The following is a 25646-nucleotide window of genomic DNA, read 5'->3' as shown; positions in this document are numbered from 1 at the left end:
TTGCCGAGGAGAAGGAGATCATCTTCGCCGCCCGGCCCCTGCGTCGTCCCGTGCACCAGCACGAAATCCGCCACCGTTCACCTCCAATGTCCCATCACCGCGACCGCGGGAAGGTGCCGAAAGCCAGGGCGATCATAGGTCGGTGCGCGGATCGATGAGCCAGTGGTTCGTCAGCATGGGCCGGCCGGCGAAGATGATCTCCTTCTCCTCGGCAAGGCTGAAACCGAGCGAGCGGCAGATGCCGTTGGACGGGGCGTTCGCCGTGCCGGGAAAGGCGTGCACGAATCCCCAGCGGCCGTCGGCGCGCGCCATTTCCAGGAGCGTGCGGACCGCGCGCTTGCCGATGCCGCGCCCCTGCCATTCCGGTAGGACCATCCAGCCGATCTCCGAGAGCACCTCGCCGTCCAGTTCGTGGGACCAGAGGCTCACCGTTCCGGCCACGGCGTCCAGGTCCCCGGCCGGGACGATCATCTTGATCCAGGCCTTGTCCGCGGCCGCGTCCCTGACGTCGCGGCGGACCTTGTCCTCGATGCCGTCCCGGGGCACGGGACCGCCGAGCTCCGCCATCATCGCCGGATCGCAGCGCATCCTGACGTAGGCGGCGACGTCGCCGGGTGCGACGTTTCGCAGGATCGTCCGGGGTTCCATCCGGTCAGGGGCGGTAGGTGCCGAAGTACCACTCGTTGCCGTCCAGGTCGCGGGCCGCGTAGTCGCGGGAGCCGTAGTCCTGGTCGGTGAGCTCGCGGAAGATCTCGGCGCCGGCGGCCTTGGCGCGGTCGTGGTGGGCGTCGGGGTCGTCGATGGCGACGTAGACGGCCGTCTTGGCGGTGTCGGTGTTGCCGAACATGAACAGGCCGGTGTCGTAGCGCATCTCGGCGTGCACGATGGTGCCGTCGTCGTCCTTGTAGACGCCGACGGGTTCGAAGCCGAACGCCTTCTCCAGCCACTCCATGGACTCGGCCGTGTCGGTGGTCCGGATCAGCGGGTAGAAGGTGCGGCGGATCTCGCTGGTCATATCGTCCTCCCTGTCGTTCCGTCATGCCCAGTCTGCGGCGGCGGAGCCCGCCCGTCTTGGACGTATGTGACCTCAGCGGCGGGCGGCGTCGCGTTCGGCGGCGAGGCGGCGGGTCTCCGGGGAGACGGGGGCGCCGAGGATCGCGGTGACGACGTCGATCAGGTAGCTGGTGAACAGGCGGTCGTCGGTGCGGGGGCCGGAGCGGGCGCGGCGGCCGAGCTCGATCGAGGAGTACAGGATCGCGGTGAAGCGGCGGTGCAGGCGGGCCGCGTCCTCCTCGAGGAGCGGCTCGACGATGGCCCGCCAGCGGCAGAGGCTGTCGCGGGGATCGTCCCGAACGCCCAACGGCGCGATCGGTTCCGGACGGTTCACCACGTCCGCCGATATCTGCAGGTAGGCGCGGCCCGACGGGTCGGCCAGGCGGGCGGCCATGGGACGGACGAGGGCGGCGGCCAGGGGGCGGACGCCCTGCTCGCCGTCCTCGTAGGCGTCGAGCAGGGCGTGCCGGCGGGCCTCCACCTCGGGGGCGTGCCGGGCGAAGATCGCGCGGAGGATCCCGGCGCGGTCCCCGAAGTGGTATTGGACGGCCGTGGCGTTGCGGGCGCCCGCCTCCTGGAGGATCTCGCGGAGGCTGACGGCGTCCACGCCGCGCGCCGCGTAGAGGGCTTCGGCGGCGTCCAGGAGGCGTTCGCGGGTGTCACTCATTGCCGATCGCGTGCTCCAGGGCCTCGGCGAAACGCTCGCGGGCCGCCTCCCGGCGGGTGGGCAGGTGGCCGGACGGCCACAGGCCCTCGACGGGCTCGGCGTCGCGCAGCAGCTGCCGGGCCACGGTGATCTTGTGGACCTCGGTGGGGCCGTCGGCGATGGCCATCGCCTGGGCCCCCATCATCATCGCGGCGAACGGCATCTCGTTGGACACGCCGAGCGCGCCGTGCAGGTGCATCGCCCGCTGCACGACGTCGTGGTACACCTTCGGCATCGCGGCCTTGACGGCGGCGATGTCCTTGCGGACCTTCTTGTAGTCCCCGTGCTTGTCGATCAGCCAGGCGGTGCGCAGGACGAGCAGCCGGAACTGCTCGATCTCGATCCAGCTGTCGGCGATCTTCTCCTGGGTCATCTGCATCTTGGCGAGCGGCCCGAACCGGGTCTGCCGGGAGACGGCGCGCTCGCACATCATGTCGAACGCCTTGCGGACCTGCGCGATCGTCCGCATGGCGTGGTGGATGCGGCCGCCGCCGAGCCGGGTCTGCGCGATGACGAAGGCGCCGCCCTCGCCGCCGAGGAGGTTCCCGGCGGGGACGCGGACGTTCTCGTAGCGCAGGTAGCCGTGCGAGCCCTCGCGCTCGCTGCCGACGCCCACGTTCCGCACGGTGATCAGCCCCGGCGCGTCGGCCGGCACGATGAACATCGACATGCCCTCGTAGGCGGACACGTCCGGGTTCGTCACGGCCATGACGATGAGGAAGGTGGCGTGGCGGGCGTTGGAGGAGAACCATTTCTCGCCGTTGATGACCCAGCCGTCCCCGTCGCGGGTGGCCCGCGTGGTGAACAGTGTCGGGTCGGCTCCGCCGTGCGGCTCGGTCATCGAGTAGGACGAGGAGATCTCGCCGTCCAGGAGGGGCCGCAGGTAGCGCTCCTTCTGCTCGGGCGTGCCGAAGTGGGCGATGATCTCGGCGTTGCCGGAGTCGGGTGCCTGGCAGCCGAACACCGACGGCGCCCACCGGGAGCGGCCGAGGATCTCGTTGAGCAGTGCCAGCTTCACCTGGCCGTAACCCTGGCCGCCGAGGTCGGGGCCGAGGTGGCAGGCCCACAGGCCCTTGTCGCGGACCTGGTCCTGGAGGGGGCGGACGAGCCGCTTGTAGCGGGGGTCTGTCTTGTCGTACGGGTCGCCGAGCACCAGGTCGAGCGGCTCGACCTCGTCCCGGACGAAGGCGTCCGCCCAGTCGAGAAGTTCCTGGTAGGCGGGGTCGGTCTCGAAGTCCCAAGCCATGGCGAGCCTCCTGCTGTCGTTTCCCCGATAATCGACCCATCTGAGTTAGTAATGCAAGTGCATGACTGTTACTCTCCGGGTCAGCCTGGGAAAGGACAGCCGTGCAGCCTGAGCAGATCGACCGTGCCCTGGTGGACTTCGGCGTCCTCGCCGGGTGGATGGACGGCCGGGGTCTGCCGGGCGGCCCGTTCGAGGACGTCGAGCCGCTCACCGGCGGCACGCAGAACACGCTGATCCGGTTCCGCCGCGGCGGCCGCGACTACGTGCTGAGGCGCGGCCCGAGCCATCTGCGCGCGAAGACCAACGACGTCCTGCGCCGGGAGGCCCGGGTGCTCGCGGCGCTCGACGGCACCGGTGTCCCGGCGCCGCGCCTCATCGCCGACTGCCCGGACGAGTCGGTCATGGGCGGCGCGGTGTTCTACCTGATGACGCCCGTCGAGGGCTTCAACGCCTCGGTGACGCTGCCCGAGCCGCACGCCGGAGACGCATCCGTCCAGCGTGAGATGGGCCTGAACGCGGCGCGCGCACTGTCGGCGCTCGGCGCGGTCGACCACGAGGCCGTCGGGCTGGCCGGCTTCGGCAAGCCCGTGGGCTTCCTGGAGCGCCAGGTGGGCCGCTGGATGTCCGAGCTCGACTCCTACAGCGCGCTGGACGGCTACCCGGGCCCGGACATCCCCGGCCTGGACGACGTGGCCCGCTGGCTGGAGGACAGCCGCCCGAAGACCTGGCGTCCCGGGATCCTGCACGGCGACTACCACCTGGCCAACCTGATGTACTCCTACGACGGCCCCGAGGTCGCCGCGATCGTCGACTGGGAGATGTGCACGATCGGCGACCCGCTGCTGGACCTCGGCTGGCTGCTGGCCACCTGGCCCGACCGCGCCGACCAGAGCGCCGCGCTGGCCGGCCCGCTCGGCGCGGCCGGGGGCCTGCCCGCCGCGAGCGACCTGGTCGCGACCTACGCCGAGCGCGCGGGCGCCGTCGCCGGCCGCGACCTGTCGTCCATCAACTGGTACGCGGTCCTCGCCTGCTTCAAGCTCGGCATCGTCCTGGAAGGGACGCACGCCCGCGCCTTCGCGGGGAAGGCGCCCAAGGAGACCGGCGACCTCCTGCACTCGATCACGGTCGGCCTCTTCCAGCGCGCCCAGGGTTTCATCGATTCCTGATTCGTCCCGTTCCGGCGCTAGACAGGTGTCATGCAGATTCGTGAAGGCGGGCCAGATGACGCGCCCGTGATGATGGCGATGCTGGACGGCGCCGTGGCGTGGCTCGCCGCGAACGGCCGGACCGGGCAGTGGGGCGGCGATCCGTGGTCGGACGACCCTCGCCGCGTGGAGCGGATCGCCGGCATCGCCCGCGACGACGAGATCCGGGTCGCGGAGGTCGACGGGCACCCGGCCGGAGTCATGGCGGTCGCCCCGGGCCCGCCGCCCTACGTCGACCCGGTCGAGGAGCCCGAGCTGTACATCACCCTGCTGGTGACCGATCGCGCGTTCGCCGGGCACGGGGTCGGCAGCGCGCTCATCGCCAAGGCCAGGGACGAGGCCCGCGCCAATGGCGCCGGCCTCCTGCGCGTCGACTGCTACGGAGGCGGCGACGGGCGGCTCGTGGAGTACTACCGGCGCAACGGCTTCGAGGTCGTCCGCCCCTTCACGGTGGGCGAGTGGCCGGGACGGCTCCTGTCCCAGCGCGTGGATTAGGCCCCGCCTTGCAAAACCGGGCGGCACGGCGCAGCCTGGAAGGGACCGGTGAGAACGGGGCAGTCGGTGACGCCCTTACGCCGCACGGCCGGCGACCGAGCCGCTCGCCTCGTTCCGCCGGTCGACAGGCTGATGTCGGATTCCTGCCAGCGCGATCGTCCGATCACTGGGCACGCTGAGGGGATGAGCAGAGATTTCCGCTTCGGTGTGGTCGGCGAGTCGATCCGCTCGGGCACCGGGCTGGCCGAAACCGCCCGCCGCGCCGAGGAACTGGGATACGACGTCCTGACCTTGCGGGACCACTTCGTCACCGAGCCGTTCGGCGACCAGCTCGCGCCGATGGTGGCGCTGGCGTCGGCCGCGTCCGTGACGAGCACGCTGCGGCTCGGCACCATGGTGCTGTCCAACGACTTCCGGCATCCGGTGATGCTCGCCAAGGAGGCCGCGACCCTCGACCACCTGTCGGGCGGGCGGTTCGAGCTGGGCATCGGCGCCGGGTGGCTGCGCGAGGAGTACGAGGCGGCCGGGATGCCGTTCGACCGGGCCGGGACGAGGGTCGGGCGCCTGGAGGAGTCGCTGCGGATTCTGCGGAGCCTCCTCGGCGGCGGGAAGACGGCCTTCGAGGGCGAGCACTACCGGATCGACGGCCTGACGGTCTTCCCGCGTCCCGGCCGGCGCCCGCCGCTCGTCGTCGGCGCCGGAAGCCGCCGCATGCTCGGCATCGCGGGCCGGCACGCCGACACCGTCGGCATCCTCCCCCGCGCCCTCCCCGAGGGCGCCATCTCGGACGAGATCTCCGAGCGCCTGCCGGACACCATCGCCCGCAAGGTCGGCTGGGTCCGCGAGGCGGCCGAGGGACGGGACGTGGAGCTGAGCATGATGGTCTCGCCCACGTTCGGTTCCGACCCGCGCCGCGCCGCGGCCAAGGTCGCGGTGACGCGCGGCTGGGGGACGTCGTCCGCCGAGGCCGTCCTCGGCATGCCGTCCCAGTTCGTGGGCCCGCCCGAGCACATCGCCGAGCAGATGCTCGCCCGCCGCGACCGCTTCGGCTTCACCTACTACCAGATCTCCGACGAGGACATGGAGGAGTTCGCGCCCGTCATCCCCCTCCTGACGGCTTAGGCGGTTCGGCGAAACCGGCGTTCATCGCGAGGCTCAGCTCCGGTTCGGTGAGCCGGTCGCCGTCCAGGGTGCCGACGATGCGGCCGTGCTGGAGGACGACGACCCGGTGGCACAGCTCGACCAGCTCGGCGAGGTCGCTGGAGGCGATGAAGACCACCTTCCCCTCGGCGGCCAGGCCCCGGACGATGTCGTGCACCTCGGACCGGGCGCCGACGTCCACGCCGCGCGTCGGGTCGTCCAGGGCGAGGACGGCCGGGTCGGCGTCCAGCCATTTGGCGAAGACGACCTTCTGCTGGTTGCCGCCGGACAGGTTGCTCGCCCGGGCGTGGACGTCCCCCCGCACCCGCAGCCGTTCCAGGCGGCCGCGGGAGCGATCGACAAGGCCGGAGCGGCGCGGCATGAGCCCGCCGCGCCCCTGCCCGAGCCAGCTCACGGACGTGATGTTCTCCCAGAGCGTCTTGTCGACCATCAGCCCGCGCCCCTTGCGGTCGCCGGAGATGTAGGCGACGCCCTGGGTGACGGCATGCCGGGCCGAGCGGGGCGACCGCCCGCCGGGCAGCCTGACCGAGCCGGACGACGGGCGGGCGCGTCCGCAGACGACGTCGAGCACGGCGAGGTGTCCCGAGCCCTGCAGGCCCGCGACCCCGACGATCTCGCCGCCCGCCGCCGTGAGGGACACCTCGCCGAGCCGTCCGGGCACGGTGACGCCGGTGAGGGCGACCGCCGCCCCGCCGGGGCGGCGCGGGGCGGCGGCCGCGGGCGCCGGATGCCGGGCGGGCTGCCCGAGCATCGCGGTGACCAGGGAGTCCAGGCCGACGTCGGCGACCGGCTCCCCCGCCAGCACGACCCGGCCGTCCCGCAGGACGGTGACCCGGGTCGCGACGCGCATGACCTCCTCCAGGAAGTGCGAGATGTACAGGACGGCGAGGCCCCGCTCCGCCAGCCGCCGGGTGACGGCGGCGAGGCGGGCGGCGGCGTCGCGGGGCAGCGCCGACGTGGGCTCGTCCAGGATCAGGACGCGGGGCTCCTGCAGCAGGGCCCGGGAGATCTCCAGCAGCTGCCGGTCGGCGAGGGGCAGCTCGCCGACCCTCGCGTGCGGCGGCGGGTCCAGGCCCAGCTCGGCCAGGACGGGCCCGGCCAGCCGCCGCATCTCCCGGGTGCTGACGAGACCGCCGCGGCGCGGCGCCCCGTACGGGAAGAGGTTCTCCAGCACGGTCAGGTCGTCGTAGGTCATCAGCTCCTGCGACACGATCGCGACGCCCTGCGCCGCGGCCTGCCGCGCGTCGGCGAACCGGACGGGCGCGCCGTCCAGCTCGACCGTGCCGCCCTCGGGCCGCACCACCCCGGACATGATCTTCACGAGGGTGGACTTGCCGGCGCCGTTCTCCCCGACGAGGGCGTGCACCTCCCCCGCGTCCAGGGTGATGCCGACGCCGTCGAGCGCGGTGACCCCGCCGTAGTGCTTGACCAGGCCGGAGGCGACCAGCATGTCAGCGGGCCTCCTTGAGCGGCTTCATGCTGGCGCCGGGATCGGCCAGCAGCTTGTCGAGCTGCGGCTTGTACCACTGGTAGGCGTTCTGCACCGACTGCTGCCGCTTGAGGATCTCGTCGATGTTGGACGAGGTCATCACCAGCCCCGGCGTCTTGAACCAGCCGTCCGGCAGCTTGCCGTCCTTCTCCCGGACCGCCTTGATCAGGCTCGCCGTGGCGATGTAGCCCTTGAGGTAGTGCTCGGGGTCGATGCCGGCGAAGTTGGTGCCCTTCTTGATGTAGTCGAGGGTCTTCGGGTCGACGTCGAAGCCGGCGGTGAGGTACTTGCCCTTCTTCTGCTCCTTGAGGCGGCCGAGGTTGTAGCTGTCGGCGTCCCCGACCCCGAGGAACGCCAGCGCACCGGGGTTGGCGTTCACCTGCGACTGCCAGGCGCCGAAGTTCTGCGCCGGGTCGCTGTAGGTCTGGAACGGCCCGAGGACGCGGACGCCGGGCGCCAGCTTCGCGAACGTGTCCTTGATGCCCTTGGCCCGGCTGTCCAGGACGGGCGTCCCCGGGTTGGGCACGCCGACGACCACGGTGCCCTTGGGGTCCGCGCCGAGCTTCTTCACCGTCGCCTCGGCGAGCATCCCGCCCAGCTCGTAGTTGTCGTTGCCCACGTAGAAGCCGACCTTGCTGCCGTCGGTCGGCGCCGTGTCGAGCGCGACGACCGGGATGCCCTTGTCCACGGCCTGCGCGGCGGGCCGGGTGAAGATCGGCGGGTCGAGGTTCTCCAGCACGATCCCGTCCGGGTGGGTGACGGTGAGGTTCTGGAACAGCTGCTGCTCGGCGGGCCCGTCGGTGTTGGGCGGGCCGACGACCTTGAAGTCGATGTTCCCGTCCTGCTTGGACGCCTCGGTCGCGCCCTCGTACATCTCGCGGGCGAAGTTGAGGCTGTAGTTGGCGACGGCGATGCCCATCTTCAGCCGTCCGCCCTTGTCGCCGGAGCCGCCGCCGTCACCGCACGACGCGGTGCCGAGGGCGACGCCGAGCACGAGCGCGACGGCGGCCGCGACGGGCCCGCGTGGACGCGGGATCATGGGTTCCTCCCTGAGGAGCGCAGGTCACGGACTCGGCGCAGCAGCGGCGCGGCGCCGACGGCGACGAGGATCACGCCACCGGTCGCGAAGGTCGTCCAGTTGATGGGGACCTCGAAGAACACCAGCGCCGCGGTGACGACGCCGAGGATGAGGGTGCCCGCCGCGGCGCCGAGGACGGAGCCGGTCCCGCCCTTCAGCGGGGTGCCGCCGATGATGGCCGCGGCGATGGCCGTGAGCTCGTAGCCCTGGCCGATGGTGGGGTCCCCGGCGATGAAGAACGCCAGGGCGAGGACGGCCGCGAGGCCCGCCATGAGCCCGGACAGCGCCAGCGCGGCGATCCGGGTGCGGGTGACGGGCATCCCGCCGAACTCCGCGGCCTCGGGGTTGGAGCCGATGGCCCGCACCCGCGCGCCGAACCTCGTCCGGGTGAACACGACGCCCAGCACCACGACGGCGAGGACGAAGACCCACACCGCGTTCGGCACGCCGAGCGTCCCGTCGCCGCCGAGCACGCTGAAGAACGCGTGCTCCTGCGGCAGGTCCGTGATCTGCTTGCCCTCGGCCAGCGCCAGGCCGACACCGCGCAGCAGCATCGACGTGGCGAGCGTGACGATGAAGGACGGCAGCCGCAGATACGTCGTGACCGCCCCGTTGAGCGCGCCGACGAACGCGGACAGCGCCAGCACCGCGACGGCGGCGAGCCACGGGTTCCAGCCGTCCCGGATCAGCAGCGCGCCCACGACGATGCCCATCGCGTACATTCCGCCGACCGACAGGTCGACCTCCCGCATCGCGAGCGCGAACACCATCCCGCACGCCATCAGGCCGACGTACACCGAGTTGTGCGCGGTCGTCAGCAGGTTGCCGGTGCGCAGGAAGTCCGGCTGGAACAGGCCGACGCCCAGCACCAGCAGGACGAGCACCCCGACGACGCCGGCCTCGTCGGGGACCGGACGCCGGAGCCGGGGCCGCCGCGCCGGGGCGCCGTGCCTGCCGTTCCGGTCCTTGTCGTTCTCCGAGGCCGGCCCGGCCGCGGGCTTTCGTACGGACATGCGGCGAGCATGTGACCCGCGCCACGCCACCACAAGGAAGCCGTTTCAGTCAGTGAAAACGGGCTCTTGCCGGGGCGGCCGGGGTGGCGCACGCTGCCGTCCATGAGCGAGACGCCGTCCATGAGCGGAGCGCGCCGGGCCGCGCTGGTGACCGGTGCGGCGGGCGGGCTGGGGCGCGAGTTCGCGATCGCCCTGGCCGCCCGCGGGCACCGGGTCGCGGGCCTCGACCTGGCCGACATGTCTGGCACCGCCGAGGCGATCGGCGACCGGTTCCTGCCGGTGCGGGCGGACGTGACCGACCCCGACGAGGTCGAGGCCGGGGTGGAGGAGGCCGCCGCGCAGTTCGGCGGCCTGCACATCGTGGTGAACAACGCCGGGATCTACCCGCCGCTGGAGTTCGAGAAGACGACGCTGGAGGACTGGCGGCGGATCATGCGGGTCAACCTGGACGGCCCGTTCCTGGTGTCGCGCGCCGCGCTCCCCCACCTGAAGGCCGCCGGCTGGGGCCGCATCGTCAACATCGTCTCCGCCGTGGTGTTCCTCGGGCCGCCCGACCTGGTCGCCTACACGACGTCCAAGGCCGGGCTCGTCGGCTTCACCCGGGCCCTGGCGAGCGCGGTCGGCGCCCACGGGATCACGGTGAACGCGATCTCGCCGGGCCTGACCAGGACCGAGACGGCGGCGCGGACGACGGGCGCCGACGGCGGCTTCGAGCGGGTCCGGGACCTGCAGGTCGTGCGGGCCGTCGAGGAGCCCCGCGACCTGCTGTCCACGCTGCTGTACGTGTGCGACGAGGGCAGCGGGTTCCTCACCGGGCAGACGATCAACATCGACGGCGGCTCCGCCAAGCACTGAGCCGCCGACCGAGCGGAAGGCACCGCATGAGGCCGATCGAGGCGCTGCTGGAGATCGCCCGGGACGAGGGCGTGACCCGGATCTTCGGCAACCCCGGCACGACCGAGCTCCCCCTGATGGACGCGCTGGCGGAGGCGCCCGACCTGCGCTACGTGCTGGGCCTGCAGGAGGGGTCCGTGGTGGCGATGGCCGACGGGTACGCGCGCGCGTCCCGCCGGACGTCGCTGGTCAGCCTGCACGTGGCGGCGGGCGTCGCGAACGGGCTGATCGGGATGCTGAACGCGCTGCGGTCCCGGACCCCGATGGTGATCGTGGCGGGCCAGCAGGACCGGCGGCACCTCCTCCAGGACCCGATGCTGTCCGGCGACCTGGTCGGGCTGGCGTCGGCGGCGACGAAGCAGGCCGTGGAGGTGCAGCACGCGGGCGACCTGCCGATCGTGCTGCGGCGTGCGTTCGCGCTCGCGGCGCGTCCCCCGGCGGGGCCGGTGCTGGTGTCGGTCCCCATGGACCTGCTGGAGGAGGACACCGACGTCGCGGTGACGGACCGCTCCCCTGTGACGGGCCCGGGTGCGGCCGAGGCCGGGGAGGCCGCGGCCCTGCTCGCCCGTGCCGAACGTCCCGCGATCATCGCGGGCGACGGCGTCGGACGGGCGGGCGCGGCCGGCGAACTGGTCGCGGTCGCGGAGCGGCTCGGCGCCGCCGTCTACCACCAGCCGATGAACGACGGCATCGACTTCCCCACGGGGCATCCGCTGTACGCGGGGATGCTGGCGCCGCACAACGCCGTCATCCGGGAGACGCTCTCCGGGCATGACGCGGTGCTGATCGCCGGATGCCACGCGTTCATGCCGCACCACTACACGCACGGCCCGGCCGTCCCCGACGGCCTGGACATCGTGCAGGTCGACGAGGACCCCGCCGAGATCGGCCGCAACTTCGCGACCCGGCACGGCCTGACCGGCGATCTGGCCGGGACGCTGCGGGCGCTCGCCGATCACCTCGGCGGGAGGGTGCCGTCCGCGCGGGAGCGCACCGAGCGGCTCGGCGCCGAGCACGCCCGGAAGCGGCACGACGTGGAGGCGGCGGCGCGGGCGGCGTACGGGCCGTCGCCCATGGACCCGCGCGCCGCCGCGCACGCCGTCGCGGCCGGGGTCCCCGACGGGACGGTGGTGGTCGAGGAGGCGATCACCGTCGGGCTGAAGCTGCGCGCGGTGCTGCGCCAGGACCGGCCCGGCTCGTACGTGCACACGGTCGGCGGCGGCCTCGGCTGGGGCATCGGCGCGGCGGTCGGCACCCGGATGGCGGACCCGGGCCGCCCGGTCGTCGCGGTGCTCGGCGACGGATGCGCCATGTTCGGCTTGCAGGGCCTCTGGAGCGCCGCCCGCTACGAGGTGCCCGTGGCATTCGTCGTGATGAACAACGGCGAGTACCGCACGCTGAAGGACACCCTGGACGAAGGCGGCGGCGCGTCGGCCAGATACGGCCGGTACGTGGGCATGGACCTCGGTCCGCCGGCGCTCGACTGGCAGAGCGCCGCACGGCTGTTCGGGATCGGCGCGGTGCGGGCCGGTTCGGCGGATGAGCTGCGCGACGCGGTCGCCGAGGTCAGGGACCTGGCCGCGCCGCTGCTCATCGAGGCTCCGGTCGCCGGGCACGGGGAGGACCGGTGACCAGGGCCGCCGCGGGCTTCCCGGCCCTTGCCGGCCGGCCCGATCACGGACACCATCGGGGTATGGACGTGCGGGCCTCGGGCGGCGAGCCGCCGAGATCGGTGCTGGCGCGCGGGCTCAGCCTGCTGGACGCCTTCGGCTCCGCCGACACCGAGCTGAACCTCACCGAGCTGGCCGCCCGCACCGGCCTGCCGAAACCGACCGCGCACCGCCTGCTGAGCGAGCTGGTGCGGTGGGGCGGGGTCGAGCGCACCGAGTCCGGCTACCGGCTCAGCATGCGGCTGTTCGTGCTCGGGCAGCGGGCGCCCCGGCCGCGGAGCCTGCGCGAGGCCGCGCTCCCCTACCTGGAGGACCTGTACGAGGCGACGCACGAGAACATCCATCTGGCCGTCCTGGACGGGACGGACACGCTCTTCCTGGAGAAGGTCACGGGACGCCGGTCGATGCCGATCGTGTCCCGGGTGGGCGGGCGGCTGCCCGCCTACTGCACGGCGACCGGGAAGCTGTTCCTCGCCCTCGGGCCGCCGGCACGGCTGGAAAGGGTGCTCGCGGGCGGGCTCGTCCATTACACACCGCACACGATCGTCATGCCGGGGCTGCTGCAGCGGGAGCTGGCCCGCACCGCCGACCGCGGCTACGCCGTGAACCGGGAGGAGTCCGAGGCCGGCGTCTCCGCCGTGGCGGCGCCCATCTACGACCACCGGCGGCGGGTGATCGCCGCGATCTCGATCACCGGGAACGTGTGCCGGCTGGACCTCGACCGGCTCGCCCCGGCCGTCCGGACCGCGGCGCTGGCACTGTCCAGGGAGCTGGCGCGCGAGAGCGCGGCCGATCTGAAAATGGGGATTCCCCGGTGATCTCGCGATACCGGGGAATCCCCGTTCTCCATGCACCGGCAGCCCTGTGCCGGGTCTGTGAGAGGCCTCACGAACGGGCCGTGTGCGGCGTCACATTTGCTTTGTGAGCCATTTCACCGGCCGTCCGCGCGGCCTCGGATCAGGAGCCGAAAGGCTGGGGCTTGCCCTTCTTCCCGGCGCCGGAGCCCCAGGAGAGGACCTCCCACTTGACGCCCTTCAGGTGTCCCTCGCCGCTACCGGCGTCGTACTTGCTGTCCGGCTTCTCGCCGTCCAGCAGGTAGCGGAAGGTGTAGGTGTCGAGGTCGAGCATCACGCCCCGCTGGGACGGCTCGCCGGGGCCGCGGTCGCCGACGAAGCCCGTCTTGGTGCGGCCGTGGTAGGAGACCCTGACCTTGGTGTGCATGGGCCAGCTCGGGCTGGCGAACAGGCCCTTCTGCATCGGCTTCCCACCGGCGGGGGCACCGGTGTCGCCGTTCACGCCGGAGCCGTCGTCCCAGAAGTAGGACGAGGTGGTCTTGCCGCTGAGCAGCGCCTTTGGTTCGCCCTCGTCGCGCTTGCCGTCCTTGGCCGAGGACTTGTCCTTGGCCTTGGACTCGGCCTTCCCGGACTCGGCCTTCTCCGCGCTCGTCGCGGTCCGGTTCCGGTCGGCCTTGTGCTGCTGCGCGGCCACGGCCTGCTGCGGCAGGAACTGCTTCTGGGGAGCGGAGTCATCACTGGCGGCGGCGACGCCGGCCACCAGCATGCCCGCGAGAGCGGTGCCGGTGACACCGGTCAGCACGACATTGATCGCTCGCTGCTGCATGGGATTCCTTCGTTCGGGGTTCAGGGCTGCCGTTCCGCACCGGGACGGGCGCGCAGGTCACGCGCCTGTTTCCGGGCAGGGGGGAACGGCTCCGCGAGACTCGGGACTCGGGAGATGCCGTCGCGGAGAGACCCGCTTGGAACGATCCACAGACATGGCGGACCGCGCTCGTGGTCAGCGGCGCGCGTCCGTTCTCGGACGTGCGTGTGACACGGGCTTGGATGAAGCGGGAGGAACGCCGACCGGGGGCTCAACTGGCCCAGCACGGTGGCGGCCGGTGCATGGTACGGCCGCTCTTCGGCGAAAGGGATCCCGCCTGGCGGGCGGGAGGCGACGGCTATGCGATTGGCCAGGTCAACGGTTCTTTGACCCTGACCTGGAGATGACTATATACGGCATTACCGTGCTTTCGCCAAACGGGCGATTTCTTTACCTTTGACCAGGTAGATCTTTTAACCGGGGAACCGGCCCGGAGCGCCTTTCGCGCGGGGGCGGCGGGCCACTCGACGGGGCACCGCGGCCGCAAAAATGATCTTTATATCCGAAATGATCTCCGGCCCCGGGGCCGGATCAAGGGGACCCGCGCCGCGCCGGCGGGAACAGCCCAGGGGATCCGGGCGCTGAAACCGGATGGCCGCACGCGATGGACCCGTCACGACGGACGCGTGACCGCACTGGAAGGGGGCGGCGGCTCAAATGATCAGACGACCCTGCACATGGCGTGACCGGCGTCCCGCACGGCGGAGGCCGCACGGGGTGAAGGCGTCCCGTCAGTACGTCGGGTAGACCGACGGCACGAGCGGCGTCGGCCCGGTCCCGCCGGTGAACACCGTGGCGCTCTGCTGGGGCGGGATGAACGGTGACTCAGCGTAGGCGGGCTCACCGAAGGCCGGCTCGCCGTACGGCTGCCCGCCATAGGTCTGCTCGCCGTAAGGCTGACCGCCGTAGCCGGGGTCTCCGTAGCCGGGCTCGCCGTACACGGGCTCCCCGTACGCGGGCTCCCCGTACGGGGCTGCGGCCGCGACGATCGGGCCCTGCGCCGCCGGGACGGCCTGGGCCGTGTGCGGCGGGACGGGCGGCGGCACGTGGGTGCCGTCGGCCCGGCGAGGCTCCACCGAGGGCGCGCCGCTCAGCCCGGCGCGGCGCTCGGCCAGCAAGGCCATGAGCGCGCGTGCGGTCTCGGCGTCCATCCTCAGCAGGACGCTCGGCATCCCGGCCTGGTCGACGAACGGGGATACCGAGGGCGGGGACGGCAGCTGCGGGAGTGCCGCCCGCATCTCCTCGCGGAGATCCTGGGCCAGCCGCAGCGCCTGTCGGTCACTGTCGTTCAAGTGTGCGGTCATCGCGATCTCCGGGGAGTTCACGTGCGGGGGTCCGGGGAAATACTGCTAGGGATGGCGTGCAGGTGCAAGGGCTGATGCACGTGCATTTCAAGAAATATCGCCCCGTAACCCCCGCGCCCGTCGATCGTTCCGGATCACTCCATCCCGCGCTTGCCGGGCGTCCAGAACGGCTTGACCAGCACGGACCTGCGAGGCCAGCCCCGGTCCTGCACGAGGTGCGCCCGGACGGCCTGCACGGTGCGTGCTTCCCCGGCCACGTAGGCGATCCCCGGTTCCGCTGGCAGGATCAGGCCACGCACGGCGTCGACGAGCGTGCCGGAGCCGGCGGCGGACGCGTCCCCTCGGTCGCACCACGTCAGTTCCCCGGATCTCGGCAGCGGCAGCCGGTCCTCGGGCCGGGCCGTCTCGATCACGCCGTGCACAGGCTCGTCCCCCGGGGCCGCCCGCAGCATGGCGCCGAACGGGACCGAGGCGGTCTCCTCCCCGGCGAACACGTGGTACGCGGCAGGGCGGAGCCCGAACGTCCCCTCCGGCCGGCCGAAGACGACCTCCTGGCCCGGCCGGGCGTCCCGGGCCCAGCGCGTGCCGGGCCCGCCGGCCTCGTGGTCCAGCACGCACAGCTCCATGGCCCCGGCGGACGCGTCGTACTCCCACACCGAGTAGGTCCGGAGCGCGTTGCGGACGGCGCCGCTGACCCAGGTGCGGGCGGAGGTGATGTCCGCCACGTGCACGCGGACCTGCTGCCCGGGCGTCCAGTCCAGGCCGGGCACGCCGCCGATGCGGATCCACCGCATGCGCCCGGGTCCGGGCCTCGTGTCCTCGACGCGGCCGCGCACGAACATGAGGTCGAGCAGCCGTCCCCGTACGCCGCGCGCCGGAGCCCTCTCTTCTACGGACATCGCCGCACCTTCCACGAGTCGAGATATATCGCGTCAGTCACGATATATCTCTAGTGCGCCGGGTTCCAGGGGTTCGGTGATCTCGGCGCGGAAGGCCCAGCGCGACGAGCAGTGCCCCGAGCGCGACGGCCGCCGCCACCGCCCGGAAGCCCGCCGCCGCCGCGCCGGTGAACGCCTCGATCACCCGCGCGTGCGCCCCGGGCCCGCCGCCCGCCGCGTCCGCGACGGCGAGGGCCTCCCCAGCCGAATGCGCGTGCCCGGCGAGCGCGGGCGGCAGGCCGTCCGCGAACCGCCCGGTGAGGATCGTGCCGAGGACGGCGACGCCGAGCGCGCTGCCGATCTCGCGGGCGGCGCTGTTCAGCCCGGACCCGAGCCCGGCGCGTTCGGACGGGAGCGCCGCCATCACGCCGACCGACAGGGTCGGGACGCACAGGCCCATGCCGACCGATATGACGAACAGATCCGCCGCGTAGAGCGCGTAGGGCGTCGACGCGTCCGCCAGGGACAGCGACCCGAGGCCGGCCGCGAGCGTCAGCATGCCCGCGACGAACATGAGCCGGCCCCCGAATCGCTGCGCCAGGCCGACGCTCCGCTTGGAGACCAGGATCATGCCGATGACGAGCGGCGCGATCGCCACGCCGGTGAGCAGCGGCGAGTACCCCTGGGCGTACTGGAGGTACTGCGCGTTGACGAAGAAGAGCGCGAACAGGCCGAAGAACGCCAGCCCGATGCCGAGGACGCCGCTGCGCAGCGGGGCGATCGCGAAGACGCGCGGGTCCAGCAGCGGGTGGCGGGCGCGCAGCGCGTACAGGACGAAGACCGCCATGAGCACGGCGGCGCCGGCGAAGCCGCCGAGCACCACGGGCGACGACCAGCCGCGCTCGGGCCCCTCGATGATGCCGAAGAGAAGCGCGAACAGGGCTGCGGTGAGGATGGCCGCGCCCAGCGCGTCGAGATCGGCCGCGCGGCGCCAGCCGTGCGACCAGGAGCGCGAGGAGGGCGGCGAGGGGAGCGCCGGCCAGGAAGAGCCCCTGCCAGGGCAGCCATTGCAGCACCGCTCCCCCGCCGAGGTTCCCGACGGCTCCGGCGACTCCGGTGGCGGCCGTCCAGGTGGCGATGGCGTGGGGACGCCGCTGCGGTGCGGTGACCTGGAGGAGCAGCGACAGGCTCGCGGGCATGATCAGGGCGGCGCCCGCGCCGCTCGCGAGCCGTCCGGCCAGCAGGACCGCGACATCGGGCGCGGCGGCCGAGAGCAGGCATCCGGCCGCGAAGACGGCGAGGCCGGACAGGAGCACGCCCTTGCGCCCGCAGCGGTCGCCCAGCGCGCCGGCGGGGATCAGCAGGCAGCCGAACACCAGGACATAGGAGTCGACGATCCACAGCAGCCCGGTGGAGGACGGGTGAAGGGAACTCGCCGACAGCTTGGGGATCGACAGGTTGATCGCGGCGACCATGGCCACGACCAGGACCACGCACGCCGACATCAGCGGCGTCATCCCGCGCCCCGAGGAGGGGGCCGGTCCGGGAGGCGCGGCGTCCCGGACGGTATTGAGCGTCATGAGGGATTCCTCGTAGATCGTTCGGAGGGACACGCATGGACGCGCCCTGCTGGAAGGGCGGAGGGGGATATCCGGGCCGCGCGCGCCGCCTCCGCGATCTCCAACGTAGGCTGGGGGTGACTTGCTTTCAAATGCATCTTTTGCACGTGAGGAATGCGCCTGATGCAATCCAGGATGGACCTGAACCTCCTCGTCGCGCTCGACGCGCTGCTGGAGGAGAGGAGTGTGACCGGCGCGGCGGAAAGGCTGCATCTGTCCGGCCCCGCGATGAGCCGGACGCTGGGGCGGATCCGCAAGGCGCTCGGGGACCCGGTCCTCGTCCGCTCCGGCCGTGCGATGGTGCCGACGCCGCGCGCGCTCGCCATTCACGCTGAGGTGCACTCGCTCGTCCAGCGCGCGCAGACGCTCTTCTCCCCGGACGACGAACTGGACCTCGCGGCACTGTCGGGGAGCTTCACCCTCCAAGCCGACGAGGGCACCGTCGCCGTACTGGCCGGGCCGTTGCTGGAACGTGTCGCACGTGAGGCACCGGGGATCGCCCTGCGCTTCCTCGGCGAAGGGCCGCGGGACGACTACATGCTCCGGCGCGACACTGTCGATCTGGAGATCGGTGTCATCGGTCCTGGGCAGCCGCCGGAGACCCGGGTGCAACCGCTGCCGGAGGACCGTTTCCTGTCGGTCGTGCGGCCGGAGCATCCACTGGCGGGCCGGCAGGAGGTGACGCTGGACGAATGGGCGGGCGCGGTTCAGCTCACGTCCACCAGGCGCGGGCGCATGTCCGGCCCGATCGATGAGCTGCTCGCGGACTTGGCCCGCGCACGGCGCCTCGCCGGAACGGTGTCGACGGTGACGGCGGCCCTGTTCATCGTCCTGGAGGCCGATCTCATCGGGTTCGCGGCCGAGCGGCTGCACCGGCGGCTCGTCGACCGGCTCGGGCTCGTCCGTATCCCCATTCCGTTCGATCTGCCGCCGCTGAAGCTCTCACTGGGGTGGCACGCTCGATACGACGCCGATCCTGCTCACGCGTGGCTGCGGCGCTGCGTACGGGACGCGATCGACGGCATCCTGGACGGATGACGGAAACCCTGAGCGTCCGGGCCCTCAACCGGGCCACGCTGGCACGGCAGATGCTGCTCGCGCGGGAGGCGGTCCCGGTCGCCGAGGCGGTGGGACGGCTGTGCGGGATGCAGGCACAGGAGCCCAAACCGCCGTTTCTGGGGCTCTGGACGCGACTTGAGGGGTTCCAGGCGTCCGACCTGCACTCCGCACTGCACGACCGTTCGCTCGTGCGCGCGACGATGATGCGCGGCACACTGCACCTGATGACGGGCGCCGACTACACGGCGTTCCGTACGACGATGCAGCCGATGCTGGACGGCGCCCTGCGCGTCTTGGGCGACCGTGCCAAGGGGCTGGATCTGCAGAAGGTGGTGCCCGCGGCAAGGGCGCTCCTAGAAGAGGGGCCTCTGACGTTCAACGAGGTGCGGGCGCTCCTGCAGGAGCACTTCCCGGACGTCAATGACCGCGCCCTCGGCTACGCCGTACGGCTCTGTGTGCCGCTCGTCATGGTTCCGACTCAGGACAGATGGGGCTTCCCGCGCACGTCGCAGTTCACGCTCGCCGACACGTGGCTGGGGACCGGTCCAGCAGCCGATGCCGCGATCGATGAGTTGATGCTTCAATACCTGGCCGCCTACGGACCCGCATCCGCCGTCGACGCGCAGACGTGGTCCGGGCTGGCATCGGGTGGCGAGGCCCTGGAACGCCTACGTCCGGGCCTACGCGTCTTCGCCGACGACAAGGGGAGGGAACTGTTCGACCTGCCCGATGCGCCGCGCCCGCGCGAGGACGCCGCGGCACCTGCACGGTTCCTGCCAGAGTTCGACAGCCTCGTCCTCGCGCATGGCGACCGCAGGCGCGTCATCGCCGACGAACACCGGCCCATGCTCACGACCAAGAACCTGCGCGTCCGCGCCGTGTTCCTCTGGGACGGCTTTGCCCGCGGCATCTGGGAGACGGAGTACAAGCGGAAGGTCGCGACGCTGCGGATGCGTCCCTTCGAGGCCCTCCCCCAGGCGGCCCTTGACGAACTGACCGCCGAGGGCGAGGCGTTGCTGCGCTTCCTGGAGCCGGACGCCAAGGAGGCCGTCGTCACCGTGGAAGCCTGAACCAGGTCAGGCGATGGTGCGTCCCAGACCCTCCCAGTAGGGGGCCCGGAGGTCCTTCTTGAGAATCTTGCCGCTGGGGTTGCGGGGCAGGGCGTCCACGAAATCGACCGAGCGGGGGCGCTTGAAGCCCGCCAGGCGCTCGCGCGCGTGGGCGAGCACGTCGTCCTCGGTCAGCGCGGCGCCGGCCACGCGCACCACGACGGCCTTGACGGTCTCGCCCCAGCGCTCGTCCGGGACGCCGATGACCGCGACGTCCGCGATGGCGGGATGGGCGGCGAGCACCTCCTCGACCTCGATCGGATACACGTTCTCGGCGCCCGTGACGATCATGTCCTTGATGCGGTCGGTGAGGAACAGGTAGCCGTCGGCGTCGACGTAGCCCGCGTCGCCCGTGCGGAGCCAGCCGTCCCCCGCGAGCAGCCGCTCCGTCTCCTGCGGCCGGTTCCAGTAGCCGGGCGTGTTCTGCGAGGAGCGGGTCAGCACCTCGCCGACCTCGCCCGGCGCGCGTTCCGCCTGCCCGCCCGGCTCGACGATCTTGATCTCGACCCAGTCGTAGGGGCGCCCGGCCGAGCGCATCAGGTGGGCGCGGGGCCCCTCCGGGTCGTGGTCCCCCGGTTCGAGCTGGACGATCGCGCCGGTCGTCTCCGTCATCCCGTAGAGCTGGAAGAGCGGCGCCCTGAAGGTGTCCAGGGCGCGGCGCAGCACCTCCGAGGTGATCGGGGACGCGCCGTAGGTGATCGCGCGGAGCGCCGAGTAGTCGCGTCCCGCGGCGCCCGGCACCTGGCACATGAACTGCAGGACGGCCGGAACGATGAACGCGTTCGTGACCCGCTCGCGCTCGAAGGTGTCCACCAGCGCGGCCGGGTCGATGTCGCGGACGAGCACCTGCCGGCAGCCCGCGTACATCCCGGCCAGGGCCCAGCCCGTCCCGCCGATGTGGAACAGCGGCATCGGGACGAGGCTCACCGAGGAGCCGTCCAGCCCCCAGCGGCGGGCCATCCGCTCCCCCACCTCGAAGTTGGCGTTGCTGAGCTGGACGCCCTTCGGCACGCCCGTCGTCCCGGACGTGTAGAGCTGCACGACGATGTCGTCCGGCTCGCCCGTGAAACCGGGGTCGTCCGCGGGATGGCCCGCCAGCCACCTCTCGTGCTCCTCGCCCGTCACCACGATCCGGCCTGGCAGGACTTCGGCCAGCTCGGCGAACTCCTCGTCCAGGAGGGTCACCGGGGCCTGCGCGTCCGCGACCACCGCGGCGATCTCGGCGGGCGTCAGCCGCCAGTTCACCGGGGCGGTGACGGCGCCGATCTTCGCGGCCCCGAACAGCAGGTCGAAGAAACCGGGCGCGTTCTTGCCCACGTAGGCGACCCGGGAGCCGGGCCCGAGACCCGCCGCCAGGAGGGCCCGGGCGCACCTGCTGGACCGCTCGTCGAGCTCGGCGTAGCTCACGGTGCGCCCGTCGCCGGTGACGGCCGGCGCCGCCCCCCGGTCGCGGGCGTGGTCACGGACGATCGACACGACCCGGTACTCCACCCCGGCCCCCTTCCGAATCACGTTCGGTTCTGTGCGGCAGACCCTATCGATGCGGCCTGCCCGGCGAAAGCGATGGCCCTCGCCAGATGCGGACATGACGCTGTGAGCGTGAACAACTTCGAATAGTGATCAATCCGATACCTGGACTGATTGAAAGATCCACCAAGTGAGCGCAAGCTGTGTCCGACGTCTGGAATGCCCCGCCCGTTCCTTCCGACCGACCGCCGACAGGACACGACGAATGTTCGAGATCTGGGAGACGAGTGAGCCGGCGCGGCTCATCAGCGACGCGGGGAGCCTGAAGGTGGCACTGGAGAAGGTCGACACCATGTGCAGGCTCAGGCACGACCAGGCCGTAGCGCACGTGGGCGAGGCGGGCGACGGCTACCACTTCGAGATCAGGGACCGCGCCGGGAAGCCGCTCGCGCGGCTGAGTTACGTCCCGGACACGTCCCGCGCCTACCAGAGCGTCGTGGTCGAGGAGATGCGCGGCGACGACTAGGACTCCGTCCCGAGCCCCCGGCCGCCATGGCCGGGGGCTTTCTTTCGTTCTCGTGCCTTCCCGGCAGGGGACGGCGAGTCCCGCCGCCGCCGGATGGCAGGATGCGTCATGCCCGGATGACCTCGGACGGCGGGAGCGGTGGTGCGGAAGACGTGGCGGCGCGGCCCGACCCCGGCGGCCCTCGCGGTGGCCGCGGACGAACTGGCGTCCGAGGCCGTGCGGTCGCTCTCGCACAATGCCGGGTTCCGGGGCCTCGTCGCCGAACTGGCCGAACGTCCCGGTGTGCCGGATTGGACGATCGCCGTCGACCGGTGCCTGTCCGAACGGCTGCGGCAGGGGGTCGCGGCCGCCTGGCAGCGCGGCTGGCAGCCGGCCGACGTCGTCCGGTTCGCGTCCCGCCGGCGCACCGCCCGGCACGCGCGGCTGGCGACGGACGCGATCGCGGGCGAGATGCGCGCCTACTCCTCCGGCACCGTGGACGCCCGCTGGCGCGACCAGCTGGCCGCCCTCGATGCCGGCGTGTGGTGGCCGGACGACGACGCCCACCCCGCTCGCTGGTGCGAGCGCGAAGGCGTCGGACGCGTGGCCTACATCACCTGCGCCGTCGAACTCGTCCACTTCCTGGAGACCCTTCCGAGGCTTCCGCCCATAGGCCCGCCCCCCGGAACCTCGGCCCCCGATGACACGGATGCGCACCGTACGAGGCCGTCCGCTGCGCACGGCATCCGGCCAGCCGGAGGCCGGGATGCGGGGATCGACCAGCGGACGCTGGGGCGGGTGCGGGCGCTTCTCGCCAAGGCCGAGTCGACGGAGTTCCCAGAGGAGGCGGAGGCGCTGAGCGCCCGCGCCCAGGAGCTGATGGCGCGGCACAGCATCGACCACGCGCTGCTCGCCGCCGAAACGGGTGACACGGGCGGGCCGGACGGGCGCCGCATCGCCGTCGACAACCCTTACGACGCGCCCAAGGCGGTCTTGCTGACCGTTCTGGCCGAGGCGAACCGGTGCCGCGCGGTCTGGCACCGGGATCTGGGGTTCTCCACCGTCCTCGGCTTCCCGGCCGATCTGGCCGCGGTGGAGATGCTGTTCACGTCGCTGCTCGTGCAGGCGACGTCCGCCATGGTGCACGCGGGTCCCAGGCGCGATGCGCGGGGACGGTCAAGGACGCGTTCGTTCCGGCACGCGTTCCTCAACGCCTACGCCGCCCGTATCGGGGAGCGGCTGCGGGAGGCCGCCGGCGAGGCGGCGGGCGGGACGGGAACCGGCAGGGCGGCCGCGGGCGCCGGCGGGAAGGATCTGCTTCCCGTACTGGCGGCGCGCGACCGGGCCGTCGATCAAGCCGTCGACACGATGTTCCCCGACCTCGCCAAGGGGCGGGCGGGCTCCGTCTCCAACTACGAGGGCTGGGTCGCGGGGCGGGCGGCCGCCGATCTCGCCAGCCTCAGCGGACGCTCCGAGGTCACCGGGGCGTTCCGCGGTTCCTAGCGCACGGGGTCCCCCCGGGGGGCGAGGGGGACGTCCGTTCATGTGCTCGCTTCCTCTTTCTCGTTCGGGAGCCGGTCAGTCCTTCTTACGCCGGGTGTTGCCGCCCCTTCCGCGTAGCGGCACGCCCGCCTCCTTCAGGACGTTGTAGATGAACCCGTACGACCGGCCGGTCTCGGCGGCGAGGTCGCGGATGCTCTCGCCGGCCGCGTACCGCGGAGCGAGTTCGGCGGCGAGCCTGGTGCGTTCGGCACCGGTGACGCGGGTGCCCCTCGACAGTGTTCGAGCCACGGGGACCTCCTGATTCCAAGGCTGCACTGCGGGGCCCGTCCCCGCAGCTCACAGCAGTGTTGATCTCCCCAACGTACACATTCCCCCCGATTGCGCCGTCGATGCCGCGCTAATCACGGCGAATTCGGCCGAAGCTGGTCTTTTCCATGGTGAACGGCGTGTCGGAACTAGACAGACGGGTCCCGGGCGGCCGACGACCGGCCGTTCCGAAGGATCACCGGCTGTAGCGGCCCCCGGACCGGAACCGGCTCCCCGCCGGGGCCCCGCAGTTCCAGCATCGTCACACCGCCCGACCTGCCCGCTTCCGGCGTGCCGGCACCAACGGCCGGGCCCGCCGCGGCCTGGGACGCGGCCTCGCGGATGGACAGGTCCGAGCGGCGCAGCGGATGGCGCAAGGGCCCGAAGGGGAAGAGGGACGTCTCGGCGAGACCGTCCACGACCAGCAGTTCGCCGGGATCGAGCAGGCGCCACCCCGGCCGGTCGTCCATCGGCTCGCTGGCGACGACGACGGCCGGAACCTCACCGCCGGCGTGGCCGGGCTCGCTCACCCCGCGCGACAGCACCCACAGCTCGTTGCTCTCCGGATAGCGCAGCGCCCACAACCTCCCGGCCTCGGCGACGAGCAGGTTGAGCGCGAACACCGGGAGCTCGGCGCCGATGCGCCGCACCGCCTCGATGATCCCCGCCGTGGTGTCGCCCAGGCGCCGGATCTCCGCGGTCAGATAGGCGAACACCATCTCCGAGTCGGTCTCCCCCGAGACATGGGCGCGTTCCACCTCGGTCAGCCAGGTCCGGAGCGTGTCCAGGCCCTTCACCACGCCGTTGTGCGCGAACAGCCGGTCGTTCATCACGAAGGGATGGCAGTTGTGGACCGTCAGCCCGCCTACCGAGGCGTCACGCACATGCGCGACGAACGTGTGGGACGGTACGTTGCGCGCGTGCAGCTCGAAATCGGCGTTCTCGAACGCGGCCAGGGGCGCCCTGTCGCGGACGGGCTCGCCGCCGAGGGAGAACCACCCGAGCCCGGCGCCGTGCTGCATCCGGTGGCTCTGCGCACGCAGGCTACGGGGCGCGTCCAGCAGCCAGTGGGCCGCCCTGACCCGCGGCCCTCCGGTACTCATCCCGAAAAGTCGGCACATATCGTCGCCTCTCACGTGATCTTAACTGCGGGTGACGAAGATTTTACCGAACGTCGCGGCCGTCGTCCGGCGATTCTCGCCAACGGGGTTATCCACAGAATCGGGTTCTACCGCTGCCGGGCCGGCGGGCCGCACATGCTGATCAGGTCCGTCTCGCGGTTTGGAAGGAGCGCCCCATGGCCACGCTCACGTTCACCGTCCCGTCCACCACGACCTCACGGTTCGCCGTGGCCGCCGAAGACGTCCCGGACGACCCCGGCGAGCTTCTCCGCGCGGCCACCGACGGCCCCTACCACGCCCACATCGCCGGCCGGCTCGACGCATCGCAGCTGAGGATCACCCGGGAAGACCTCACCTGCATGCGCTGGGACCCCGGGCACATCAAGGCGGCCCAGCCCGAGGACCGGCCGGACGCGCGAGCCTTCAACGACGCCTCCGAGTTCGCCGTCGTCACCGCGTTCGCCCCGATCACCGACCAGCCCCGCGGCGTCCAGGTCGCCCGGGCCGCCGCGTACGCCATCGCGCGGGCCACCGGAGGCATCACCGCCGACCTCGTCACGGGCCATGTCCTGTCTCCGTCCGCGGGCGAGCGAACCCGCTTCGTCCTGGCCGACCAATGGCTCGGCGACGTCCTGCCGCCGTTCCGCGCCAACGGCCGCTGCACCGCCGCCGACCCCGCGCTGGACCCCGAGGGTGTCAACGCCTGCGCCTGCGTCCGGCTGCGGACCCGCGGCCTGCGCCGCTTCGGTCTCCCCGAACTCCAGATCACCGACGTCGCCTGCCCGCACGACCTGGCCGCCCTCAACGTCCTGCGGACCGCCGCCCGCCGCCTCCTGACCGACCACTGGTCATGGCTGGCCACCGGCCCCGCCGGCCGGCACCGCACGATCCACGCCACGCTGGACCTCGCCCAGAACGACTTCGACGACTTCTGGGGTTCGACCCGCCGCGTCCACCTGGCACCGCCGTCCCCCTTCCAGGTCCACCTGACCCCGCTGACGTCCCGCCTCATCGCCGTAGGCCCGCCCGCCGGCTTCGACGGCACGATCAACGACTGGCTGTGGAGCGACACCCTCCCCCTGGGCATCTACGACGTCCTGAAGGCC

At 72.2% G+C, this 25646-nt stretch carries 25 protein-coding genes and 1 pseudogene; 11 read left to right on the top strand and 15 right to left on the bottom strand.

Annotation, left to right across the window (positions count from 1 at the left end):
• Positions 1-132 precede the first annotated feature (132 nt).
• The 4 genes from E1293_RS23500 to E1293_RS23485 form a co-directional block, all read right to left on the bottom strand.
• Positions 133-648, bottom strand: coding sequence for a GNAT family N-acetyltransferase (locus tag E1293_RS23500; protein WP_132199617.1), 516 nt, complete (start codon positions 646-648; stop codon positions 133-135).
• Between the two features lie 4 nt (positions 649-652).
• Complete coding sequence (locus E1293_RS23495; protein WP_132199616.1) at positions 653-1015, bottom strand: VOC family protein; 363 nt, start codon at positions 1013-1015, stop codon at positions 653-655.
• 72 nt (positions 1016-1087) lie between these two features.
• Entirely contained in the window at positions 1088-1720 is a 633-nt protein-coding gene (locus tag E1293_RS23490; RefSeq protein WP_132199615.1) for a TetR/AcrR family transcriptional regulator, read from the bottom strand.
• Positions 1713-3005 (bottom strand): acyl-CoA dehydrogenase family protein, encoded by a 1293-nt coding sequence (locus E1293_RS23485; RefSeq protein WP_132199614.1) that lies wholly within the window; start codon positions 3003-3005, stop codon positions 1713-1715. The genes E1293_RS23490 and E1293_RS23485 overlap by 8 nt, the downstream gene beginning before the upstream one ends.
• A gap of 101 nt (positions 3006-3106) precedes the next feature.
• Between E1293_RS23485 and E1293_RS23480 the strand changes: the two genes are divergently transcribed.
• From E1293_RS23480 to E1293_RS23470, 3 genes are all read left to right on the top strand, one after another.
• On the top strand, positions 3107-4171 hold the full coding sequence (locus E1293_RS23480) for a phosphotransferase family protein (protein WP_341770205.1): 1065 nt from the start codon (positions 3107-3109) through the stop codon (positions 4169-4171).
• Between the two features lie 30 nt (positions 4172-4201).
• Positions 4202-4705, top strand: coding sequence for a GNAT family N-acetyltransferase (locus E1293_RS23475; protein ID WP_132199613.1), 504 nt, complete (start codon positions 4202-4204; stop codon positions 4703-4705).
• A 183-nt stretch (positions 4706-4888) separates the two neighbouring features.
• Positions 4889-5827: a TIGR03621 family F420-dependent LLM class oxidoreductase gene (locus E1293_RS23470; RefSeq protein ID WP_165978365.1), complete on the top strand. Its 939-nt coding sequence runs from the start codon at positions 4889-4891 to the stop codon at positions 5825-5827.
• Here E1293_RS23470 and E1293_RS23465 read toward each other — a convergent pair.
• From E1293_RS23465 to E1293_RS23455, 3 genes are read right to left on the bottom strand one after another with little or no spacing between them, the layout of a single operon-like run.
• Positions 5805-7316 carry a sugar ABC transporter ATP-binding protein gene (locus E1293_RS23465; RefSeq protein ID WP_132199611.1) on the bottom strand — a complete coding sequence of 504 codons (1512 nt, stop codon included), beginning with the start codon at positions 7314-7316 and terminating at the stop codon, positions 5805-5807. The genes E1293_RS23470 and E1293_RS23465 overlap by 23 nt on opposite strands.
• A 1-nt stretch (position 7317) precedes the next feature.
• Complete coding sequence (locus tag E1293_RS23460; RefSeq protein ID WP_132199610.1) at positions 7318-8394, bottom strand: sugar ABC transporter substrate-binding protein; 1077 nt, start codon at positions 8392-8394, stop codon at positions 7318-7320.
• Positions 8391-9446: an ABC transporter permease gene (locus tag E1293_RS23455; protein WP_132199609.1), complete on the bottom strand. Its 1056-nt coding sequence runs from the start codon at positions 9444-9446 to the stop codon at positions 8391-8393. The genes E1293_RS23460 and E1293_RS23455 overlap by 4 nt, the downstream gene beginning before the upstream one ends.
• Before the next feature lie 102 nt (positions 9447-9548).
• Here E1293_RS23455 and E1293_RS23450 point away from each other — a divergent pair, with 102 nt between their 5' ends.
• The 3 genes from E1293_RS23450 (at position 9549) to E1293_RS23440 (ending at position 12828) form a co-directional block, all read left to right on the top strand.
• The gene (locus tag E1293_RS23450; RefSeq protein ID WP_207939038.1) at positions 9549-10301 is read left to right on the top strand and encodes an SDR family NAD(P)-dependent oxidoreductase; all 753 of its coding nucleotides are present in this window, start codon (positions 9549-9551) and stop codon (positions 10299-10301) included.
• Between the two features lie 26 nt (positions 10302-10327).
• The gene (locus E1293_RS23445; protein ID WP_132199608.1) at positions 10328-11971 is read left to right on the top strand and encodes a thiamine pyrophosphate-binding protein; all 1644 of its coding nucleotides are present in this window, start codon (positions 10328-10330) and stop codon (positions 11969-11971) included.
• Positions 11972-12033: 62 nt separating this feature from the next.
• Positions 12034-12828 carry an IclR family transcriptional regulator gene (locus E1293_RS23440; protein ID WP_132199607.1) on the top strand — a complete coding sequence of 265 codons (795 nt, stop codon included), beginning with the start codon at positions 12034-12036 and terminating at the stop codon, positions 12826-12828.
• A gap of 139 nt (positions 12829-12967) precedes the next feature.
• On the opposite strand, the gene E1293_RS23435 is transcribed toward E1293_RS23440, so the two are convergent.
• From E1293_RS23435 to E1293_RS50760, 5 genes and pseudogenes are all read right to left on the bottom strand, one after another.
• Positions 12968-13630, bottom strand: coding sequence for a hypothetical protein (locus tag E1293_RS23435; RefSeq protein WP_132199606.1), 663 nt, complete (start codon positions 13628-13630; stop codon positions 12968-12970).
• A gap of 770 nt (positions 13631-14400) precedes the next feature.
• Positions 14401-14973: a hypothetical protein gene (locus E1293_RS23430; RefSeq protein ID WP_132199605.1), complete on the bottom strand. Its 573-nt coding sequence runs from the start codon at positions 14971-14973 to the stop codon at positions 14401-14403.
• Between the two features lie 134 nt (positions 14974-15107).
• Positions 15108-15872 carry a siderophore-interacting protein gene (locus tag E1293_RS23425; protein ID WP_132199604.1) on the bottom strand — a complete coding sequence of 255 codons (765 nt, stop codon included), beginning with the start codon at positions 15870-15872 and terminating at the stop codon, positions 15108-15110.
• Between the two features lie 37 nt (positions 15873-15909).
• On the bottom strand, positions 15910-16818 hold the full coding sequence (locus tag E1293_RS50255) for an MFS transporter (RefSeq protein WP_341770206.1): 909 nt from the start codon (positions 16816-16818) through the stop codon (positions 15910-15912).
• A 184-nt stretch (positions 16819-17002) separates the two neighbouring features.
• Positions 17003-17356, bottom strand: a pseudogene (locus E1293_RS50760) (MFS transporter); the annotation flags it as partial.
• Positions 17357-17593: 237 nt separating this feature from the next.
• Between E1293_RS50760 and E1293_RS23415 the strand changes: the two are divergent.
• Positions 17594-18508 (top strand): LysR family transcriptional regulator, encoded by a 915-nt coding sequence (locus E1293_RS23415; RefSeq protein ID WP_207939037.1) that lies wholly within the window; start codon positions 17594-17596, stop codon positions 18506-18508.
• Positions 18505-19599, top strand: coding sequence for a winged helix DNA-binding domain-containing protein (locus tag E1293_RS23410; protein WP_132199602.1), 1095 nt, complete (start codon positions 18505-18507; stop codon positions 19597-19599). The genes E1293_RS23415 and E1293_RS23410 overlap by 4 nt, the downstream gene beginning before the upstream one ends.
• A gap of 6 nt (positions 19600-19605) precedes the next feature.
• On the opposite strand, the gene E1293_RS23405 is transcribed toward E1293_RS23410, so the two are convergent.
• Complete coding sequence (locus E1293_RS23405; protein ID WP_207939036.1) at positions 19606-21150, bottom strand: long-chain-fatty-acid--CoA ligase; 1545 nt, start codon at positions 21148-21150, stop codon at positions 19606-19608.
• A gap of 220 nt (positions 21151-21370) precedes the next feature.
• On the opposite strand from E1293_RS23405, the gene E1293_RS23400 reads away from it, so the two are divergent.
• Positions 21371-21631: a hypothetical protein gene (locus E1293_RS23400; RefSeq protein ID WP_132199600.1), complete on the top strand. Its 261-nt coding sequence runs from the start codon at positions 21371-21373 to the stop codon at positions 21629-21631.
• A gap of 141 nt (positions 21632-21772) precedes the next feature.
• Positions 21773-23113, top strand: coding sequence for a DUF2786 domain-containing protein (locus tag E1293_RS23395; protein ID WP_132199599.1), 1341 nt, complete (start codon positions 21773-21775; stop codon positions 23111-23113).
• Between the two features lie 75 nt (positions 23114-23188).
• Here the strand turns inward: E1293_RS23395 and E1293_RS23390 are convergent, their stop codons facing one another.
• Positions 23189-23401: a helix-turn-helix domain-containing protein gene (locus E1293_RS23390; RefSeq protein ID WP_021594883.1), complete on the bottom strand. Its 213-nt coding sequence runs from the start codon at positions 23399-23401 to the stop codon at positions 23189-23191.
• 167 nt (positions 23402-23568) lie between these two features.
• Positions 23569-24540: a class II glutamine amidotransferase gene (locus E1293_RS23385; protein ID WP_132199598.1), complete on the bottom strand. Its 972-nt coding sequence runs from the start codon at positions 24538-24540 to the stop codon at positions 23569-23571.
• A 176-nt stretch (positions 24541-24716) separates the two neighbouring features.
• Here E1293_RS23385 and E1293_RS23380 point away from each other — a divergent pair.
• Positions 24717-25646: hypothetical protein (locus tag E1293_RS23380; protein ID WP_132199597.1), on the top strand; the 930-nt coding region annotated here is incomplete at its 3' end.

Source organism: Actinomadura darangshiensis (assembly GCF_004349235.1).
GTDB lineage: Bacteria > Actinomycetota > Actinomycetes > Streptosporangiales > Streptosporangiaceae > Spirillospora > Spirillospora darangshiensis.
Note: the sequence above shows the minus strand (reverse complement) of the source record. Positions and strands in the feature narration are given on the sequence as shown.

Coding starts and splice junctions, on each gene's coding strand:
- E1293_RS23500 (WP_132199617.1), bottom strand. CDS start 648: ATGGAACCCCGGACGATCCTGCGAAACGTCGCACCCGGCGACGTCGCC.
- E1293_RS23465 (WP_132199611.1), bottom strand. CDS start 7,316: ATGCTGGTCGCCTCCGGCCTGGTCAAGCACTACGGCGGGGTCACCGCG.
- E1293_RS23415 (WP_207939037.1), top strand. CDS start 17,594: ATGCAATCCAGGATGGACCTGAACCTCCTCGTCGCGCTCGACGCGCTG.
- E1293_RS23425 (WP_132199604.1), bottom strand. CDS start 15,872: ATGTCCGTAGAAGAGAGGGCTCCGGCGCGCGGCGTACGGGGACGGCTG.
- E1293_RS23475 (WP_132199613.1), top strand. CDS start 4,202: ATGCAGATTCGTGAAGGCGGGCCAGATGACGCGCCCGTGATGATGGCG.
- E1293_RS23435 (WP_132199606.1), bottom strand. CDS start 13,630: ATGCAGCAGCGAGCGATCAATGTCGTGCTGACCGGTGTCACCGGCACC.
- E1293_RS23440 (WP_132199607.1), top strand. CDS start 12,034: ATGGACGTGCGGGCCTCGGGCGGCGAGCCGCCGAGATCGGTGCTGGCG.
- E1293_RS23495 (WP_132199616.1), bottom strand. CDS start 1,015: ATGACCAGCGAGATCCGCCGCACCTTCTACCCGCTGATCCGGACCACC.
- E1293_RS23430 (WP_132199605.1), bottom strand. CDS start 14,973: ATGACCGCACACTTGAACGACAGTGACCGACAGGCGCTGCGGCTGGCC.
- E1293_RS23485 (WP_132199614.1), bottom strand. CDS start 3,005: ATGGCTTGGGACTTCGAGACCGACCCCGCCTACCAGGAACTTCTCGAC.
- E1293_RS23400 (WP_132199600.1), top strand. CDS start 21,371: ATGTTCGAGATCTGGGAGACGAGTGAGCCGGCGCGGCTCATCAGCGAC.
- E1293_RS23470 (WP_165978365.1), top strand. CDS start 4,889: ATGAGCAGAGATTTCCGCTTCGGTGTGGTCGGCGAGTCGATCCGCTCG.
- E1293_RS23460 (WP_132199610.1), bottom strand. CDS start 8,394: ATGATCCCGCGTCCACGCGGGCCCGTCGCGGCCGCCGTCGCGCTCGTG.
- E1293_RS23385 (WP_132199598.1), bottom strand. CDS start 24,540: ATGTGCCGACTTTTCGGGATGAGTACCGGAGGGCCGCGGGTCAGGGCG.
- E1293_RS23455 (WP_132199609.1), bottom strand. CDS start 9,446: ATGTCCGTACGAAAGCCCGCGGCCGGGCCGGCCTCGGAGAACGACAAG.
- E1293_RS23410 (WP_132199602.1), top strand. CDS start 18,505: ATGACGGAAACCCTGAGCGTCCGGGCCCTCAACCGGGCCACGCTGGCA.
- E1293_RS23445 (WP_132199608.1), top strand. CDS start 10,328: ATGAGGCCGATCGAGGCGCTGCTGGAGATCGCCCGGGACGAGGGCGTG.
- E1293_RS23490 (WP_132199615.1), bottom strand. CDS start 1,720: ATGAGTGACACCCGCGAACGCCTCCTGGACGCCGCCGAAGCCCTCTAC.
- E1293_RS23450 (WP_207939038.1), top strand. CDS start 9,549: ATGAGCGAGACGCCGTCCATGAGCGGAGCGCGCCGGGCCGCGCTGGTG.